The 18,401-nt window shown below is 74.0% G+C and carries 15 protein-coding genes; 5 read left to right on the top strand and 10 right to left on the bottom strand.

Annotation, left to right across the window (positions count from 1 at the left end; all coding sequences use genetic code 11):
- The first annotated feature begins 59 nt into the window (after positions 1–59).
- Positions 60–746, top strand: a complete 687-nt coding sequence (locus tag C4U03_RS13500) for a glycerophosphodiester phosphodiesterase (RefSeq protein WP_235017841.1) — start codon at positions 60–62, stop codon at positions 744–746.
- Between the two features lie 45 nt (positions 747–791).
- Here the strand turns inward: C4U03_RS13500 and C4U03_RS13495 are convergent, their stop codons facing one another.
- The gene (locus C4U03_RS13495) at positions 792–2,480 is read right to left on the bottom strand and encodes a DEAD/DEAH box helicase (RefSeq protein WP_407701431.1); all 1,689 of its coding nucleotides are present in this window, start codon (positions 2,478–2,480) and stop codon (positions 792–794) included.
- A gap of 534 nt (positions 2,481–3,014) precedes the next feature.
- On the opposite strand from C4U03_RS13495, the gene C4U03_RS41115 reads away from it, so the two are divergent.
- Positions 3,015–4,856, top strand: a complete 1,842-nt coding sequence (locus C4U03_RS41115; RefSeq protein ID WP_200827228.1) for a serine/threonine-protein kinase — start codon at positions 3,015–3,017, stop codon at positions 4,854–4,856.
- A 17-nt stretch (positions 4,857–4,873) separates the two neighbouring features.
- Here C4U03_RS41115 and C4U03_RS13485 read toward each other — a convergent pair whose 3' ends face one another.
- From C4U03_RS13485 to ligD (C4U03_RS13460), 6 genes are all read right to left on the bottom strand, one after another.
- A complete protein-coding gene (locus C4U03_RS13485; protein WP_103938093.1) occupies positions 4,874–5,104 on the bottom strand; it encodes a DUF3107 domain-containing protein in 231 nt (76 codons plus the stop codon).
- Between the two features lie 123 nt (positions 5,105–5,227).
- Entirely contained in the window at positions 5,228–5,848 is a 621-nt protein-coding gene (locus tag C4U03_RS13480) for a TetR/AcrR family transcriptional regulator (RefSeq protein WP_103938498.1), read from the bottom strand.
- A gap of 122 nt (positions 5,849–5,970) precedes the next feature.
- A complete protein-coding gene (locus C4U03_RS13475) occupies positions 5,971–6,249 on the bottom strand; it encodes a hypothetical protein (RefSeq protein WP_103938092.1) in 279 nt (92 codons plus the stop codon).
- 20 nt (positions 6,250–6,269) lie between these two features.
- Positions 6,270–7,631, bottom strand: coding sequence for a dihydrolipoyl dehydrogenase family protein (locus C4U03_RS13470; RefSeq protein ID WP_103938091.1), 1,362 nt, complete (start codon positions 7,629–7,631; stop codon positions 6,270–6,272).
- A gap of 186 nt (positions 7,632–7,817) precedes the next feature.
- A complete protein-coding gene (gene ligD / locus C4U03_RS13465; RefSeq protein WP_103938090.1) occupies positions 7,818–8,726 on the bottom strand; it encodes a non-homologous end-joining DNA ligase in 909 nt (302 codons plus the stop codon).
- A 108-nt stretch (positions 8,727–8,834) separates the two neighbouring features.
- The gene (ligD, locus tag C4U03_RS13460) at positions 8,835–9,812 is read right to left on the bottom strand and encodes a non-homologous end-joining DNA ligase (RefSeq protein ID WP_200827227.1); all 978 of its coding nucleotides are present in this window, start codon (positions 9,810–9,812) and stop codon (positions 8,835–8,837) included.
- A gap of 112 nt (positions 9,813–9,924) precedes the next feature.
- Between ligD (C4U03_RS13460) and ku the strand changes: the two genes are divergently transcribed.
- Positions 9,925–10,857, top strand: coding sequence for a non-homologous end joining protein Ku (ku, locus tag C4U03_RS13455; RefSeq protein ID WP_103938089.1), 933 nt, complete (start codon positions 9,925–9,927; stop codon positions 10,855–10,857).
- A gap of 97 nt (positions 10,858–10,954) precedes the next feature.
- Here the strand turns inward: ku and C4U03_RS13450 are convergent, their stop codons facing one another.
- The 3 genes from C4U03_RS13450 to C4U03_RS13440 are packed head-to-tail and all read right to left on the bottom strand — an operon-like array spanning position 10,955 to position 15,535.
- Entirely contained in the window at positions 10,955–11,485 is a 531-nt protein-coding gene (locus tag C4U03_RS13450) for a hypothetical protein (protein WP_103938088.1), read from the bottom strand.
- Between the two features lie 46 nt (positions 11,486–11,531).
- Positions 11,532–12,698 carry a glycosyltransferase gene (locus C4U03_RS13445; protein WP_103938087.1) on the bottom strand — a complete coding sequence of 389 codons (1,167 nt, stop codon included), beginning with the start codon at positions 12,696–12,698 and terminating at the stop codon, positions 11,532–11,534.
- Entirely contained in the window at positions 12,695–15,535 is a 2,841-nt protein-coding gene (locus C4U03_RS13440; protein ID WP_103938086.1) for a bifunctional glycosyltransferase/CDP-glycerol:glycerophosphate glycerophosphotransferase, read from the bottom strand. Before C4U03_RS13440 ends, C4U03_RS13445 begins: the two co-directional genes overlap by 4 nt.
- Positions 15,536–15,734: 199 nt before the next feature.
- Between C4U03_RS13440 and C4U03_RS13435 the strand changes: the two genes are divergently transcribed.
- Both C4U03_RS13435 and C4U03_RS13430 read left to right on the top strand, forming a co-directional pair.
- On the top strand, positions 15,735–16,913 hold the full coding sequence (locus C4U03_RS13435; RefSeq protein WP_235017889.1) for a CaiB/BaiF CoA transferase family protein: 1,179 nt from the start codon (positions 15,735–15,737) through the stop codon (positions 16,911–16,913).
- The gene (locus tag C4U03_RS13430; RefSeq protein WP_103938084.1) at positions 16,910–18,400 is read left to right on the top strand and encodes a carboxyl transferase domain-containing protein; all 1,491 of its coding nucleotides are present in this window, start codon (positions 16,910–16,912) and stop codon (positions 18,398–18,400) included. Before C4U03_RS13435 ends, C4U03_RS13430 begins: the two co-directional genes overlap by 4 nt.
- The last annotated feature ends 1 nt before the right edge of the window (position 18,401 follow it).

Genomic DNA, 18,401 nt, shown 5'->3' with positions numbered 1-18,401 from the left:
CCCGCCTGTGACCTGCGTGGTCCTGATGCCGCGGGCCGGGCGTCCGTACCCTGGGGACGGTGCGAGCCCTTGGACCCCCCGCGATCTCCGCCCATCGCCGTGCCCATGACGGCGCCTTCGAACGGGCGGCCGGCCTCGGCGTGGAGTACGTGGAGATGGACGTACGCCGGACCGGCGACGGGGAACTCGTCGTCCACCACGACCGCATCATCGGCGGGCTGCCGCTGGGGCGCTGCACCTACCAGCGGATCCTGGCGGCCGGGACGGGGCGGGTGCCGCTGCTCCGGGACGCCCTGGCGGCCATCGCGGGCCGTGCGATGGGCCATCTGGACCTCAAGGAACCCGGCTGCGAGCACGAGGCGGTGGAGCTGGCACTGCAGCGGCTGGGCCCGGGCCGGTTCGTGGTGACCACCCGGTACACCCAGTCCATCCGGCTGATCAAGCGCGACTTCCCCGAGGTGCGCACGGCGCTGTCGCTGGGACGCGCGCTGTGGGAGCGGGGAGCGGTCCGCGACCTGTCCCCGCTGTCACTGGTCCGCGGGTGCGGGGCGGACATGGTGGCGCTCAACCACCGGCTGGCCAGGATCGGCGTGCTGCGGCAGTGCGCCCGCGCCGGATTCCCGGCCATGGTGTGGACGGTCAACGCCGAGCCGCTGATGCGCCGCTTCCTGACCGACCACCGGGTGGCCGTACTGATCACCGACCGCCCCGAACGGGCCCTGGCCCTGCGGTCGGGGACGCCGTGACCCTGTGGCCGGAGCCCGGCCACATGATCACGTCGAGTCCGGGAGTCAGCCGGTCCGGTCGCCGGTGGGCCGGCCGCCCCGGGTGCGCCGCCGGGAACGGCCGCGCTGCCGCTGCGGAGCCTGAGCCTCGGCGATCGGGTCGTGGTCGGTCCCGCCGCCCGGCGGCGGCTGGAAGGTGACCAGGGGGACACCGGTGACCGCGTCGGTCGGCGGCACGATCGGCTCGGGCGCCGGGGCCACGGGGACGGCCGGGACCTCAGGGGCCTCGGAGGCCTGGTCCGGCGCGGCGTCGGCAGGCCGCTCAGCGGCCCGCTCGTCCGGCTGTGCGGCGGGCTGTGCGGCCGGCTGCTCGGCGGCGGCCGGTTCGGCGCCCTGCTCGGCGTCCTGGTCGGCGGTCGACTCGACCGGCCTGCCGCTGCGGGTGCGCACCCGCTTGCGGTTGCGCTTGCGGGCGCGCGGCCGCTCCCGGTCCTGCTCGCGGTCCCGGTCCCGGTCCCGGTCCCGGTCCCGGTCGCGAGAGCGGGTCTTGCCGGTCTCGCCGATGTCCTCCAACTCCTCGGCGGCCAGCCCGGCGCGCTCGCGCCGCTCCTTGGGCAGCGTGCCGGTGATGCCCGCCGGGATGGCCAGCGCCTCGTGGAGGTGGTCGGAGGTGGAGTAGGTCTCCTGCGGCTCGGCGAACGGCAGGTCCAGCGCGCTGTTGATCAGCTTCCAGCGCGGCAGGTCGCTCCAGTCCACCAGGGTGACCGCGATGCCCTCCTTGCCCGCGCGGCCGGTACGGCCGATGCGGTGCACGTAGGTCTCCGCCGAGTCCGGGCACTCGTAGTTGACGACGTGGGTGACGTCGTCCACGTCCAGCCCGCGGGCGGCGACGTCGGTGGCCACCAGCACGTCGATCTTGCCGGAACGGAACGCGCGCAGCGCCCGCTCGCGCTGGCCCTGCCCCAGGTCGCCGTGCACGGCGGCGGCGGCGAACCCGCGCTTGGACAGGTCGGCGGCGACCCGGTCACAGGCCCGCTTGGTCTGGCAGAACACCATGGTCAGCCCGCGGCCCTCGGCCTGCAGCAGCCGGGCCAGCATCTCCGGCTTGTCCATCTGGTGGGCCTGGAAGACGTGCTGGACGACCTGCGGGGTGGCCTCCGACTCGGCGTGCGACTCGGCCCGCACGTTGGTGGGCCGGGTCAGGTAGCGCCGCGACAGCGCCACGATCTCGCCCGGCATGGTGGCCGAGAACAGCATGGTCTGCCGTTGGTCCGGGACCTGCTCGATGATCCGCTCGATGTCGGGCAGGAAGCCCAGGTCGAGCATGCGGTCGGCCTCGTCCAGCACCAGCATCTCGACCTGCGACAGGTCCAGGTGCCGCTGGCGCACCAGGTCCAGCAGCCGGCCCGGGGTGCCGACGACGACGTCCACGCCGTCGCGCAGGGCCTGGATCTGCGGCTCGTAGGCCCGGCCGCCGTACACCGCCAGCACCCGGGTGCCCAGCTTGCCGCCGGCCACCAGCAGGTCGTCGGTGACCTGCGAGGCCAGCTCACGGGTCGGGGCCAGCACCAGCCCGCGCGGGGTCTTGCCGCCGTGCTCGATGCGCTGCAGCAGCGGGATCCCGAACGCGAGGGTCTTGCCGGTGCCGGTACGGGCCTGGCCGATGATGTCGTGCCCGCCGAGCCCGATGGGCAGGGCCAGGGCCTGGATGGGAAACGCGTCGACGATGCCCTCGGACTCCAGGGCATCGGCTATCTCGGAGCGTACTCCGAGTTCACGGAAAGTAGTCAGGGCGTTCAGCCTCCGTCGTGCGGGGTCCTCACTCCCGGGTCCGCGCTCGGGTCCGCGCCTCGTCGGCGCGAACCTCCTCGCCTTTGCCGCAGGGCCGCGGATCTCACCATCGGTCGCGGCAGGACCTGTGCGTTCCTGCCGATCGCGTCCAGTGGCCGCGCCGACGCGCGGGAGGGACCAACCGTCAATCAGTACCTCGGCGACCGCTGTCAGGGGTAAGCACAATCACTGTTCGTGACTGCACGCGGTCACACTTTGCGACGCATAGTACCGGTCTTCGGTTCCTGACACCAATAGCCGTTCGGCTGTGCTAACGCTCGCGTGTCGCGGGTTATTCCGCGCCCGCCGCGTCCCGGGCCCCGCACGGCGTCCTCGCCGGACGGTCCGAAAGCTTCGAGGGACGTGATCGTGCGGTGCGCGATATCCCGAGAACATCCGAAAAGGCGGGCGCGATCTGTTGCGGCCCGGGCCGGCGATGGCCCTGGAAAGATCGTGGCCATGACGGACCAGTGGCGGCTCGACGGGTACGAGGAGATCCGCGAGCTGGGGGCGGGCGCGCAGGGCCGGGTGGTGCTGGCGCGGCGCCTGGGGTCGGGAGCCCATGTGGCGATCAAGTACCTGGCCCGCAGTGAAGGCGACGAGGAGGCCGTCGACCGGCTGCGGCAGGAGGCGGTCATGCTGGCCCGGGTGCCCGACCCCCATGTGGCGCGGCTCTACGAGTTCGTGGCGGGGGAGCGGGGCGCCGCGCTGGTGATGGAGGCCGTCCCCGGGGTCTCGTTGAAGGAACTGCTGGCGCGCCACGGGGCGATGCCCGCCGAGGCCGCGCTGGTGGTCCTCAAGGGCTCGCTGCTGGGGCTGGCCGCCGCGCACGCGGTGGGCGTGGTGCACCGGGACTACAAGCCCGCCAACGTGATGGTGCAGGCGGACGGGCTCAGCAAGCTGATCGACTTCGGCGTCGCGGCCGTGGTGGGCGCCGGCTCCCGGTCGGGCAGCCCCGCCTACATGGCGCCCGAGCAGTGGGAGGGGCGGCCCGCCGCTCCCGCCACCGACGTGTACGCGGCGACCTGCGTGTTCTTCGAATGCGTGACCGGTGCCAGACCGTTCACCGCAGACACCGTGGTGGCGCTGAGGCACCAGCACCTGACCGCCCCCGTCCCGGTGGAGGCCGTCCCCGAGCCGCTGCGGCCCCTGGTGGAACGCGGCATGGCCAAGGAGGGCGTCCGGCGTCCGTCCGGCGCGGCGGCGTTCGTGGCGGAACTGGAGGCGGTGGCGTCCGCGGCGTACGGCGCGGATTGGGAGCACCGGGGCATCCGCACGCTGGCCGCCGGAGCGGTGGCGCTGGCGGCGCTGTTCCCGCTGGGCGCGGCGGCCCTCGCCCCGGCCGTGGCCGGAGCGGCCGGAGCGGTGGGCGCCGGTGCGGCGAGCGCGACCTCGGCCGCCGGGGGCTCGGCCGTCGCCGCCTCCGCCGGGACCGGCCTGCTCGCCACGGCGGGAGCCAAGGTCACGATGGCCGTGGTGGGCACCGCGCTGGCGGTCGGCGCGGGCACGACGGCGGCCGTGGTGGCGGGCGGTGACGACGACGAGCCCGCCGCACCCGTCGTGCAGAACGTCAGCCTGAGCACTCCCGCCCTGGCCGACCGGACGCTGACGATCCCGGGAGGGCGGCGGTTCCTGGTGCGGGACGCTCGGTACGTGCAGGTGTCCGGGCACTCCGACCCGGCGGTCCAGCGGCAGATCAACGCGGCGCTGCGGCGCCCCCTGGACGCGGCGGTCCAGGCCGCTCAGCAGAGCGTGCGGCGGGACCCGCAGATGGGCCGCCCGGGGCCGGGCTGCCCCGGCGCGAGCCTGTCGTCCAAGGCGTTCCCCGGCCTGCGCAACTCCCGGCTGGTGTCCGTCCGCTACGAGCTGCGGGCCGGCTGGGTCTGCAACAGCGACTTCATCACCGACTGGGCGATCACCGTCACCGTCGCGCTCGACACCGGCAAGGCGCTGGGCCCGACCGACATGCTCACCCCGGCCGCCCTCACCCAGGCGGGGCTGAACGGGCTGTGGTCACGCGTCCCCAAGCCGGCGCCCACGCCCGATCCGCTCGGCGAGGAGTGCCGCCCGCCCGCCCGGCTCAGGCCCGCCGACCTGCGCCCCGCCGCGCAGGGCGTGGGCGACGCCCCCGTGGACCTCGGCCTCGCGAACGCCGGGATGACGTTCTCGGTGCCCACCACCGGCGGCCAGTTCTGCCAGTTCGAGACGTTCACCGTCCCGTACGACAGGGTGCGCGACCTGATGAGGCCGCAGTTCGCCGCGATGCTGTCCGGCGGGACGCCCGTCCCGAAGAGGTCCTGAGCCGGCGGGAGCGCCGGCTAGAGGGTGCCGAAGCCGACCGTGCGGTTCTCCTCCTCGCCGATCTCCAGGTAGCCGACCCGGGCCGCCGGGATCGCCACCCGGCCGCCGCGCTGGTCCCGCAGCACCAGGACGCCGTGCTCGGCGGCCAGCGCGTCGGTCAGGGCCCGCTCGACCTCGTCGGCCGACAGCGACGTCTCCACGACCAGCTCCTTGGGCACATACTGCACCCCGATACGTACCTGCACCATGCTCCCTTCGGCGGACTGTTCCGTTTCCGATGGTCGCACGCGCGGACCCGCGCGGGCCCGGCCGGCGATACGCCGGGAGCGTACGGCGGGGCCCGTGACCTCAGCGGGCCACCAGGAAGCGCCTCAGCCGGCCACCGGGAAGCCGGAGATGCCCCGCCAGGCCAGCCGGGCGATCAGCTTCTCGGCGGTGTCCTTGGGGATGGAGCGGTGCTGCGACAGCCAGTAGCGGGCGCTGACCTCGGCCATCCCCACCAGGCCCATGCCCAGCAGGAACGCCTCGTCGGAGGGCGCCTGGGTGTCCTCGGCGATCACTCTGGCGATCATCTCGGCGCACTGGTGGTTGGCCCGCTCCACCCGGGCCCGCACCGGCGCCACGTTGCGCAGGTCGGACTCGAAGACCAGCCGGTAGGCCTCGCCGTCCCCGGCCACGAAGTCGTAGAACGCCTGCATGCTGGCCTGCACGCGGCGCTTGTTGTCGGTGGTGGACTCCAGTGCCTCGCGCACGATCTTCACCAGCGCCTCGGCGTGCTCGTCCAGCAGCGCCAGGTACAGCTCCAGCTTGCCGGGGAAGTGCTGGTAAAGCACGGGCTTGCTGACGCCGGCGCGTTCGGCGATCTCGTCCATCGCGGCGGCGTGGTAGCCCTGGGCGACGAAGACCTCCTGGGCCGCGCCGAGCAGCTGCCGCCGGCGGGCCATCCGAGGCAACCTCGTGCCACGCGGGCGGGCGTCCGGGCTCGCGGTCACCACATTCTCCGATCGCTTCGTCGGGCGGCGCACGGGCGCCGCCTGGTGGGTCGATTGCATCATCCTACGCGCCGGTAACCTTGCCGGTCACCCAGGATCCGTGGCCGTGATCAGCCAGCCCGTCAACGGTAGTCGTCCTCATCGAGCTCCACGACCTGTTCCTGCTCGGTGACGTCAGCCTCGTTGGCGTCCAGCGGCACCTCCCGTGGCCAGGTCGGAACGTCCCTGGCGGCGCCGGCTGGAAGGCTCTGCTCGGTGGCGTCGGCCTCGTTGGCGTCCAGCGGCACCTCGGTCGGCCAGACCGGGCGGGCATCCCCAGCGCCCGCCGAAAGGTGTTGCTCGGTGGCGTCGGCCTCCGGCGCCTCGACGTCCTGTACGTCCATGTCGTCCATCTCGCTCATGAGACCCCCATCCCCCGCTTTCACAACCGCTCGGCGAGTTCGCGCAGCGGCACCTCGACGGCCTCGCCGTACGTCGGGAAGGCGTGCACGACGTCGGCGAGCACGCGCAGCGGCACCTGCGCCCGGATCGCCAACGCGATCTCGCCCATCCATTCCTCAGCGTACGGGCCGACGGCGGCGGCACCGGTCAGCAGACCGGTGGCCCGGTCGGCGTACAGTTCCACCCGGCCCTCCATCCGGCTGTCGATTCGGCCGCCCAGTCCGCCCAGGCCGCTGTCCTCCACCCTGCCCCGGGCGGTGGCTGCGAGATCGTACCCGGCCGACAGCAGGTCCAGTCCCGCTTTCTCGGCATGCCGCGGAGAGACCCCGATCGCGTACACCGATGGGGTGGTGAACAGCACCCGGGGGATCGCCCGGTAGTCGGCCTCCCGGCGCTTGCCGAGGACGTTGTCGACCACCACCCGGGCCTGGTAGGCGGCGGCGTGCGCGGTGCTGACGCCGGTCACCTCGCCGGCCGCCCACAGGCCCTCGGCGTCCGGCACCCGGCAGGTCTCGTTCACCGGCAGCGGCTCGCCTGGCGCCACCGTGACGCCCAGCGCCTCCAGGCCCAGATCCTCGGTGCGCGGGCGTCGCCCGGTGGCGACCAGGACCCGGTCGGTGTCGAGGGTGCCGCCGTCCGACAGCCACAGCCGCAGCCCCGTACGGGTGCGCTCCACCTTGGCCGGCTCGGTGCCCAGGCGCAGGTCCACGCCCATCCGGCGGAGCGCGCCGGCCAGGACCTCCCCGGTGAAGGCGGCCTCGTCGGCCAGCAGCCCCGGGGCGGTCTCGACCACGGCGACCTGGGAGCCGAACGCGGCGTAGATCTGGGCCAGCTCGCAGCCCACCCGGCCGCCGCCCAGCACCACCAGCCGGCGCGGCAGGTCGGGCACGGCCAGCGCCTCGTCGCTGGTCCAGATCGGGGCGTCGGCCAACCCCTCGACGCCCGGCACCACCGGCTCGCCCCCGGTGCACACGACCAAGTCGCCGTAGCCGTAGGCGGCGCCGTCCACCTCGACCGTCCCTGGCTCGGCGACCTGCCCGTAGCCGCGCAGCACCGTGACCCCTGCCTGCGCCAGCCGCGCCACCGCCGGCGCGTCGTCCAGCTCCCCGGTCAGCTCGTCACGCCGGACGATGGCCGTCTCCCAGGTCTCGCCCCGGCGGGCCGAGTGCAGCAGCGACTTGGACGGGATGGACGCGAAGTAGGGCGACTCCCCGCCGACCAGCCGGTTCTCCACCAACGCGACATGACGTCCCGCCTCCGCGAGCGCGCGGGCGGCCAGCTCGCCCGCCGTTCCCCCGCCCAGCACCACGACGTCGTAGTGCGGTTTCCTGGTCGCCGCCACCGCTTTCCCTCCACCTTCACCTCGTTGACCCCCGTGGGGCAATGGTGGCGGAATCGCGGCGCCGCTGCGTGCCCATTCGAACACATAACGCGCCGATCAAGGTGGGGCGCGCCGCGGCGGAACTCCGGCACGGCGCGGGCCGCCCGGCTCCCGCCGCACAGGCCCGATCGCCTTCCGCGCGGGCGGTCAGGGCAGCGGCGGTCCCTCCTCCAGCAGCGGCGCCATCAGGTCGCCGTGCTCCTCGACGCGAGCGAGCACCTGGTCGGTGACGAACGCCAGGTCGGCCGGCTCCCGGCACGCCTCGACCTCGTCCCAGGTGACCGGGGCCGACACCGCGGGACGGTCGGAGCCGCGCATCGAGTACGGGGCGACGGTGGTCTTGCCCGGGTCGTTCTGGGTCCAGTCGATGAAGACCTTGCGCCTGCGCAGCCGCTTGTCCATCCGGGTGGTGACGTGGCGGGGGTCGGACTCCTCCAACCGCAGCGCCGCCTTCTCGGCGTAGTCGCGGGTCCGTCCGCTCTCCCGCACCGGCACGTACAGGTGCAGGCCCTTCTTGCCGCTGGTCTTGGGGTAGGCGGTCAGCCCGTCGGAGTCCAGCAGCTCACGCAGCGCGCAGGCCACCTGGCAGGCGTCCACGATGGTGGCGGGCGGACCCGGGTCCAGGTCGAACACCATCAGGTCCGGGCGGTGCACGCCGCCGCGCGGGCCGACCCGCCACTGCGGGACGTGCAACTCCACCGCGGCGAGGTTGGCCAGCCACACCACCGTGGGCAGGCCGTCGACCATCACGTAGTCGGCCGACGCGCGTCCCTTGGCGCTGCCAGGGGTCGGCAGGTTCACGGTGCGCACCCAGTCCGGGGTGCCCGCAGGCGCGTTCTTCTCGATGAAGGACTGGCCGGGCATGCCGTCGGGATAGCGCTTGCGGGTCACCGGCCGGTCCCGCAGGTGCGGCAGCAGGACGGGTGTGATCCGCGTGTAGTAGTCGATCATCTCGCCCTTGGTGAACCCGTCCTTGGGGTAGAGCACCTTGTCGAGGTTCGACAGGCTGAGCACCCGGCCGTCGACCTGTACCCGTACCCGCTCGCCCTTGCTCATGGCCGCGCCTCCGGGGCGGCGGCGAGCAGGCCTTCCGCCGCCCGACCTTCCCCGCTCCTCGATCCAGGCCGGGCAGGCCCACTCGCGCGTTCATGGGCGTGGCTTGGTTCAGGGCGGGTCATAGGTCACCTCTCGGGGGTCCTTGTCGTCGCGCAGGCCGCGCCAGGAGGGGGTGCGCAGGCGGCCCTCCCGCGTCCACGCGCTGTGGGAGACCTCCCCGACCAGCACCGGCTCGACCCACTGGGCGTCGCGGGCGTGCTCGCGGGGGACCACGTCGTCGTACGGGCTGGTGGGGCGGCGCAGCGGCCACAGCCGTTCGTAGATGTCGTCCAGCGCGTGGTCGGTGAAGCCGGTGCCGACATGGCCGGCGAAGCACAGCGCGCCCTTGTCGTCGTGGACGCCCAGCAGCAGCGACCCGACGCCGCCCTCGCGGCGGCCTTGGCCGGGCTTCCAGCCGCAGATGACGACCTCCTGGGTCTGGAAGTTCTTGACCTTGCGCCAGAAGTCCACCCGCCGGCCGGGCCGGTAGGGGGAGTCCAGTCGCTTGGCCACCATGCCCTCCAGCCGCTGCTCCCAGGTGTACTCGATCAGCTCCTTGACCTGGTCGGTATCGGCGGCGTGCAGGTAGGGCGGGGCCTCGACGGGGCCGGCGGCGGCCAGGTCCAGGGCGTCCAGCAGCTCCCGACGCCGGGTGTAGGGCACGTCGTAGAGCGCCCGGCCGTCGAGGTGGAGCAGGTCGAACACCACGTAGCGGACGGGCACCCGGCGGACGAGCATGGGGTCGGGGCGGGAGACGTGCATACGGCGCTGCAGCCACTCGAAGCTGGGCCGCCCGTTCCGGAACGCCACCACCTCGCCGTCGAGGACGACGTCGTGGCCCTGGACGAGATCGGCCAGCCCGGACAGCTCCGGGTACCGGCCGGTGACGTCCGCGCCCCGGCGCCCGGTCGCCCGGACGCCCGCGGCGGTGACGGAGGAGATCACGCGTACGCCGTCCCACTTGAGCTCCAGGCCCCAGTGGTCGGCGTCCTCCGGCAGGTCGCCGGTGGCGGCCATCATCGGCTCCACCGGCCACGGCATGGTCATAGCTGGGTTCTACCCCGCAACCCAGGAGAGGGAAAAGGATCTCACAGGACATGTAGCGCAAACCCGGCGATATTGCGAGGCTAGGGAAACGGCCCGTGGGTAAGGAGCCCTCATGCGCAGCATCTGGAAGGGCGCCGTCTCCTTCGGCCTGGTCACCATTCCGGTCAAGGCCTATGCGGCGACCGAGGAGCGGGACGTGTCGTTCCACCAGGTCCATCGTGAGGACGGCGGACGCATCAGGTACCGGCGGGTGTGCACGGTGGACGGTGAAGAGGTGCCGTACTCCGACGTCGCCAAGGGCTACGAACTGCCCGGCGGCGACATGGTGGTGCTCACCGACGAGGACTTCGCCGAGCTGCCGCTGCCCACCAGTCGCCGGATCGAGGTGCTCCAGTTCACCCCGGCCGATCAGGTGGACCCCATCTACTTCGCCAGGTCCTACTACCTGGAGCCGGACGGCGACGGCGCCAAGCCGTACGTGCTGCTGCGCGACGCGCTGGAGCAGTCCGGCCAGGTGGCGGTGGTCAAGGTGGCGCTGCGGCAGCGCGAGTCGCTGGCCACGCTGCGGGTGCGCGACGGGGTGTTCGTGCTGGAGACGATGCTGTGGCCGGACGAGATCCGCACCCCCGAGTTCGAGTTCCTGGAGGACGGCGTCCAGGTGCGGCCCCAGGAACTGGCCATGGCCGGGTCGCTGATCGAGACGATGTCGGGCCCCTTCGACCCGTCGGAGTACACCGACTCCTACCGGGAGGCGCTGCTGGCGCTGATCGAGAGCAAGGTGGAGGGCGAGGAGATCGTCCGGGCGGCGGAGCCCGAGGAGGAGCCGGCCGCCACCGACCTGCTCAGCGCGCTGCGCGCCAGCGTGGAGTCGGCCAGGAAGGGCCGTGCTGCCTCCGTCGGCGGGCCGGCCGAGGCCAGGGCGCCGGAGGGTGCGGCGGCTACTGGCGAGGCCGCGGAGAAGGCGGAGAAGGCGGAGAAGGCGGAGAAGAAGGCGCCGCCCCGCAGGAAGACACCGGCCAAGAGCCGCAGCCGTAAGACCGCCTGAGCGGCGCGTTGCCTGCGACGGGCATGGGACGACCCGGGGTCCTGCGCCGGTCGAGCGGCAGGCCCGGGTCGTCCGGGTGCTCCGGTGGTGCGACCGCTCAGCGGCGGGAGTCGCCGAACGGCACCGTCTGGCACATCAGGCGGCCGCCGGCGTCGCCGGTCCACGGGTTGGTGCTGTGGGCGTGGATGACGATCGAGTTGGCCGCCCCCTTGGGGATCTTCCAGCCACGCACCGCCGCCGCCCGCCCGACGCGGTCCGGGCCGACCGTGAAGTCCAGCCAGACCTCCCGCGTCGACAGCGACGCGTTCCTGGGCGTGCGCGGGTCCTGGTAGTGCGGTCCCGCGTCCTCGGGCCGGGCTCCGCACTTGTTGGTGTGGACGTGGGCGCCGAACGTCTTGCCCACGGCGGTGCTGGGGAACCCGGTGGCCTCCAGGACCACCCAGCTGCCGTTGCCGGTCTCCCCGGCCTGGACCGTCGTCCGGACGCTCTGGTAGGCGCGGTCATAGACGTAGGTCGGCCCGGTGGCGGTGATGACGCGGGGAGCCTGCTCGGCCAGCGCGGGCACCGCGGGTACGGCGACGGCACCGGCCAGGGCGGCGGCTAATGCGGCATGCCTGACGAACGGCATGGCTCTCCTCCTCAGGTGAGTCACTGCTTGTAGCGTCGAGATTACACTATGTAACGAATTGATCACGGTGCAGCAGTGCGAACAGCCGCTCCCAGCGCTCCAGCACCGGCTCGGGCCGGAAGCGCAGCACGGCGGCGGCGGCGCCGGCGCCGAACTCGCGGCGCAGGTCGCCGTCCCGGATCAGCCGTTCCAGCGCCGCCGCCAGCGCCGGGGTGTGGCCCGGCGGCACCAGCAGCCCGTCCACCTCGTCGGTCACCAACTCGCGCACGCCCGGCGCGCAGTCGAAGGCCACCGACGGCAGCCCGCAGGCCATCGCCTCCATCAGCGACATCGGCAGACCCTCCTGCCGCGAGGGCAGCAGGAACACCGACGCCCGGGACAGGGCGGCCACGGCGTCGGCCGCCGGCCCGCGAAACTCCACCGTCCCGGCGATCCCGAACGAGCGGGCCTGCTCGCGCAGCGCGTCCTCCTGAGGCCCGGACCCGTGGACGTGCAGCCGCCACCCGGGATGGGCCGCACTCACCTCCGCCCACGCCTCCAGCGCCATGTCCACGCCCTTCTCATGGGACAGCCGTCCCAGGCAGGCCACGACCCGGGCGTCCAGGTCGGCGCGGGGGGCGGGGGAGAGGGGCAGCGGGTTGGGCATGTGGTCGGCGTTGGTCATGCCGGTCCGCGCCCAGGCGTCGGCGTCCTCGGCGGTGAGCGCGAGCATGCGGTCGGCGTCGGCGTAGAACTCCCGCACCCGGCGGTGGCGCGAGGAGCGCCGGGAGGCCTGGTACGACTCGTGACTCATCCCGATGACCTTCAGGCCGGTGGTGTCGGCCAGCCGGACCCACTCCATCGCCCACACCTGCGCGGCGATGACGACGCCGCCGGGCCGGGCGGCGCGCAGCAGCTCCGACAGCCGGCCGGCGCCCTGCCGCATCGCGGCCGTCCGCCACCGGTCGCGCAGCCGGGCGCGCACGTCCAGCCGGGACCACCCGGGGCCGGGCCGCCATCCCAGCGCCGGCGGCCGCCACCGCTCGTGCAGTACCGTCACCGCGTACGGGACGTCCCGGGGACGGCCGTGCGGCTCGCCGGCACGGGTGACGCCGACCAGGGTGACCCGGTGCCCGCGGCCGGCCAGCAGCCCCGCCAGGTGGTGCGCCCACCGCTGGACGCCGCCCGGCTCGTCCACGTTGTTGCAGACGAGGAAGACGTCCCGGCCGGTCACCGCCGCCCCCCGCCGTCGAAGAACCGCTCGACCACCGCCCGCGCCGCGATGCCCCGGTCGTACTCGCCGAACCGGGCCGCGAACGCGCGACGGCGGGCGGCGTGGGCGACGCGCTGCCCGTCCAGGTCCGCCAACGCCGCCAGCAGGGCGTCCTCGTCGTCCAGGACGGGCCCGGGGGCGTGCTCGGCCAGGTCGAAGTAGCAGCCACGGGCCCGGCCCGCGTACTCGGCCAGGTCCGGCGTGTAGAAGATCATCGGACGGTCGAGCAGGGCGTAGTCGAACATGATCGAGGAATAGTCGGTCACCAGCGCGTCCGCGAGCAGCAGCAGCGGGGTGACGTCGGGCAGCCGGCCGACGTCGCGCACCGCGTGCCGGGCCCCGGGCGGCAGGCCGACCGCCGACAGGTAGTGCGGCCGGACCAGCAGGACATGGGTGTCGCCCAGCTCCCGCGCGAACCGCATCGGGTCGAACGGCAGCTCCAGGCGCCCGGCCGCGCCCCCGTCGCCTTCGGCGCGGAACGTCGGCGCGTACAGCACGACCCGGCGTCCGTCCAGGTCCAGCGACCGGCGCAGCGCCGCCAGTGCGGCCGGGTCGCCCCCGTTGATCAGCGGGTCGTTGCGGGGGTACCCCACCGGCAGCAGCGTGGCCGGGGCGACCCCCAGGCCCCGGGCGAGCGTGCGGACATCATGCCGCGACCGCACCAGGAAACAGTCGAAACGCTCGACCATGCGCCGGAACCGCTGCTGCTCGCCGGGCCCGGCGAGCTTGAGCTCGGGATGGTCGAACCCCATCCGCTTGAACGCCGAGCCGTGCCAGGTCTGGAGGTAGGTGGTGCCCGGCCGCTTGCGCAGCCCGCTGGGGAACCCCTGGTCGTCCACCCAGAACTCGGCCCGTGCCAGAGCCAGGTAGTAGCCCCACGAGTCCCGGCGGACGAGGTCGGCGTCCTCGGGGAAGCCGTGCGGGGTCTTCGCGTACGACCAGAACACCCGTACGGGCCGGGACGACCTGCGCAGCTCCTCGTAGATGTAGCGGGGGTTACCCGAGTAGTGCGCTCCCAGCCCGCTCTCGAAGACGGCGGTGCCCTTACGGACCGGCAGCCGCACCAGCAGCCGGTTGTAGACGGCCAGCTTGGTCCTACGGCTGTTCAGCCGGCGCCGCATCCGCCGTTCGGCCTCGCGGACGCGCCTCCACAACCGGCCGCCCACGGGTGTGGAGGCGGCGTACCGGACGATCCTGTGGGCGGCGCGTTGCCATCGTCGGCCGCCGGTGAGACGGAACGCCACATAGTCGCCCTCGGTGACGTACGGGGTGAGCCGGTCGCCGGCGAGCCGGGTCAGCCTCGGGCGCACCGGCAGCGTCACCTCGGGCAGGGCGCCGTCACCGGGACGCGGCCTGGTCAGCGCCCGCTCACGGCCCACCGTCAGCCGCAACCGCACGTCCCAGATCGGATCGGTGAACCCCAGCGGGCGCACCAGCCGGGCCGGCGCGAACTCCGCCCACCACTCGATGCGGTCCCCGGCATGCGCGGTCTCGGCGGGCGTCCGGAACACCCGGCGCCCGTGCCGCCGGTCGACGAACTCCACCTGCGCGGCCATCTGCGCGTCCGGCGGAATCCGGCCCAGCGGGTTGCGCACCCGGCCCGCCATCCGCACCAGCGGGCCGTGCCGCTCCAGCCGGGTCAGCGTGTTGTCGGGCCGGACCCGGTCCAGCGGGGCGGTGTGGACGCCCAGCCCGGTGACGTCGAGCACCGGGTGGCCCGGCCGCCCGTCGAGACGGCCCCAGTACACCCGGCCGTCCCGCTCGGTCAGCTCGGCGCGCAGCTCCGGGACCTTCGAGCGCCCGTACTCGGCGGCGGCCAGCGCGCCCTCCAGATCGGAGCGGCCCAGCAGGAACGCGGCGATGGCGGGCATCGGGTTGGCGATCTCCAGTACCCGGGGGTCCAGCTCGGCCATGTAGGCGGCGGCCAGCTCCAGGAAGCGGCGCCGGTACCGCGGACCGCGCCTGCGCAGCTCGCGCAGGTACAGCAGCAGGTCGTGGTTGACGAACTTGGCGTCCTTGTGCAGCTTGAGGTCGGCGGCGTCGTACGCGCGCAGCGCGGCGTCGATCCTGCGGTGGATCTCCAGCCGGTCGGCGAAGTTGCGCAGCTCGTCGCGGCGGCTGGAGATGGAGCCCCGCCCGGCCTCCTGCTGCCAGTGCCAGGTGTAGACCCGGTGCGGGATGAGCGCGATCCGCCGGGCGGCCAGGTACGCCTGCGCGCTGAACAGCAGGTCTTCGTAGTGCAGATCCTCGACGAAGGCCAGGCCGTTGCCGGTCAGGAAGTCACGGCGGTAGCACTTGTTGGTCGCCAGGGTGTCGTACAGCAGGTCCGGCCGCTGCCGGATCGAGTCGAGGACCGTGCGCCGCTCGTACAGCCGCGGGTACCAGGCCCGGCCCCGGTCGCCGGGGTCGTCCGGACGGACCCGCACGCACCGTCCCGACACCAGGTCGGCGCCGGTCTCCTCGGCCGCCGCGAACAGGTTGAGGCAGGCGTGCCGGTCCAGGACGTCATCGCTGTCCAGGAACATCACGTACGCGCCGCGTGCCCGCCGCGCGCCCTCGTTGCGGGGCCGGCCGCAGCCTCCGGAGTTCTCCGGTAGGTGCACCGCGCGGACCCGGCCGGGGTGGGCGGCGGCGAGCCGGTCGGCGACCCGCCCGGTGCCGTCCGTGCTGCCGTCGTCGACGACGATCGTCTCGACCCCGCCCAGCGACTGGGCCAGCACCGACCCCACGGCCCGCGGCAGCCGGGCGGCGTCGTCGTAGGCGATGACGACGACGCTGACGTCCGGCCGCTGCGGCATGGCCCACCTCGCCTGCGTCGGCTTTCCGGACGGGCGTCATGCCCCGCCCAGGCAAGATCAAAAGTCGTGCCGGGTGGGTATGTCCTGGACCGCGCCGCCGGCACCGGCAGGGGCGGCCGACGGCGCCGGGACGGGGCGGGTGATCATCGACGCCCTGCCGCGCCCCCGCGACCAGTCCCGCCTGACCAGGAGGAACGCGTTGTCCGGACCGCTGGAAGGTGTCCTCGTCGTCGATCTGAGCCGGGTGCTGGCCGGGCCGCACGCCACGATGATGCTGGCCGATCTCGGGGCCCGCGTCATCAAGGTGGAGGCCGAGACCGGGGACGAGACCCGGCAGTGGGGCCCGCCCTTCGTCGGCGAGGACCAGGTGAGCACCTACTACCTGTCCTGCAACCGCAACAAGGAGTCGATCGCCCTCGACCTGAAGTCCGCCGAGGGCAGGCAGGTGCTGACCCGCCTGGTGCGGCACGCCGACGTGCTGGTGGAGAACTTCCGCACCGGCGTGCTGGACCGTCTGGGCTTCCCCGTCGAGCACCTGCACGAGCTCAATCCCGGCCTGGTGGTGCTGTCCATCACCGGCTTCGGGCACGACGGCCCCGAGGGCGGGCGCCCCGGCTACGACGCCATCATGCAGGGCGAGGCCGGGATCATGAGCGTCACCGGCCCGCCCGGCCAGCCCTCCAAGCTCGGCCTGTCGATCTGCGACGTGCTCGCCGGGATGAACGGGGCCTACGGGGTGGTCGCCGCCCTGTACGAGCGCACCCGCACCGGCCGGGGCAGGGTCGTGCGCACCTCCCTGCTGGCCTCCACGGTCGGCGCCCACACCTACCAGGGCACCCGCTGGACGGTCGCCCACGACGTGCCCGTCTCGATCGGCAACGACCATCCCTCCATCGCCCCCTACGGGACGTTCCGCTGCGCCGACGGGGAGATCCAGATCGGCGTCGCCAACCAGAACCTGTGGCGCAGGTTCGCCCCCCTCGTGGGCATCGACCCCGACGACGAGCGCTACGCCACGATCCCGGACCGCTCCGCCCGCCGCGCCGGGCTGACCGCCGATATCGAGAAGGCGCTGGCCACCGCGCCCCGGCAGACCTGGCTGGAGCGGCTCGCCGAGGCCGGCGTCCCGGCCGGGTCCATCCGCTCGATCGACGAGGTCTACCAGTGGGAACAGACCCGCTCCCAGGGGCTGGTGATCGAGGTCGACCATCCACGGCTCGGCACCATCGAGCTGCCCGGCCCGCCGCTGCGCTTCGACGGCGCCGAGCCCCGCGAGCACTCCGCGCCCCCGCTGCTGGGCCAGCACACCGACGCGATCCTGGCCTGGCTGGACGAGGCGGACCGGGCGGCCGGCGCGGACCGGACGGCCTCGCCGTGACGCGGATCGGGGCGCGGGAGCTGATCGACCGGATCCTCGATGCCGGCAGCCGGACGTCCTGGGACGCTCCGCCCCGCCCGGTCGCGGCCCCCGGCTCGGCGTACGCGGCGGAGCTGGCGGCGGCGCGGGAACGCTCCGGCTGCGACGAGGCCGTCATCACCGGGGAGGGGCTGCTGCGGGGCCGCCGGGTGGCCTTCGTCGTCTCGGAGTTCGGCTTCCTGGCGGGCTCCATCGGCCGGGCCACCGCCGACCGGATCGTCGCGGCGGTCGAGCGGGCCACCGCCGAGGGCCTCCCGCTGCTGGCGGCCCCTTCCTCCGGCGGCACCCGGATGCAGGAGGGCACCGCCGCGTTCGTCCAGATGGCGCGGATCACCGCCGCCGTGATGCGGCACCGCGCCGCCGGGCTGCCCTACACGGTCTACCTGCGGCATCCGACGACGGGCGGGGTGCTGGCCTCGTGGGGGTCGCTGGGACACGTCACGGCCGCCGAGCCCGGGGCGCTGATCGGCTTCCTGGGTCCGCGCGTCTACGAGGCTCTGCACGGGGAGCCGTTCCCGCCGGGCGTCCAGGTCGCCGAGAACCTGGCGGCCAAGGGCCTGGTGGACGCTGTCGTGGGCATCGACGACCTGCCGGAGGTCGCCGCCCGGGCCCTGGCGGTGCTGTGCGCCGGGGATCCGCCCGCCGTCCCGCCCGCGCCCGAGCCGTCCGGCGACGTTCCGGGCGAGGTCTCCGCCTGGGAGTCGATCGAGCGGTCCCGCCGCCCCGATCGTCCCGGCGTGCGGGACCTGCTGCGGTACGGCGCCCGCGACGTCACGGTGCTGTCGGGCACCGGGGAGGGGGAGGCCGAACCCGGCCTGCTGCTGGCCCTGGCCCGGTTCGGCGAGGCGGCCTGCGTGGTCGTCGGCCAGGACCGGCTCAGCCAGCGCACCGGCCACCCGCTGGGCCCGGCCGGGCTGCGCGTGGCCCGACGCGGGATGCGCCTGTCCCGCGAACTCGGCCTGCCCCTGCTCACCGTGGTGGACACCCCCGGCGCCGTCCTGTCGGCCGAGGCCGAGGAACGGGGCCTGGCCGGTGAGATCGCCCGCTGCCTGGCCGAGCTGACCACGCTCGCGGTGCCGACGCTGTGCGTGCTGCTGGGCGAGGGCACCGGCGGCGCGGCGCTGGCCCTGCTGCCCGCCGACCGGGTGCTGTGCGCCCGGCACGGCTGGCTGTCGCCGCTGCCGCCCGAGGGCGCGTCCGCGATCGTCCACCGCACCACCGAGCGGGCCGCCGAGATGGCGCGGGCGCAGGGCGTCCGTTCCGCCGACCTGCTCGCCGCCGGCATCGCCGACCGGCTCCTTCCCGAGTGTCCCGATGCCGCCGAGGAGCCGCAGGAGTTCTGCGCGCGGGCCGCCGTGATGATCGCCGAAGAGCTGGCCGCGCTGGCCGCCGCCGATCCGGCCGTGCGGATGGCGGCTCGCGGCCGCCGCTTCGACGGCGGCGCGTGAT

This window comes from Thermomonospora echinospora (genome assembly GCF_900108175.1).
GTDB classification, from domain to species: domain Bacteria; phylum Actinomycetota; class Actinomycetes; order Streptosporangiales; family Streptosporangiaceae; genus Thermomonospora; species Thermomonospora echinospora.
The sequence above is the reverse complement of the archived record's forward strand: the minus strand, read 5'-3'. Positions and strand labels throughout refer to the sequence as shown.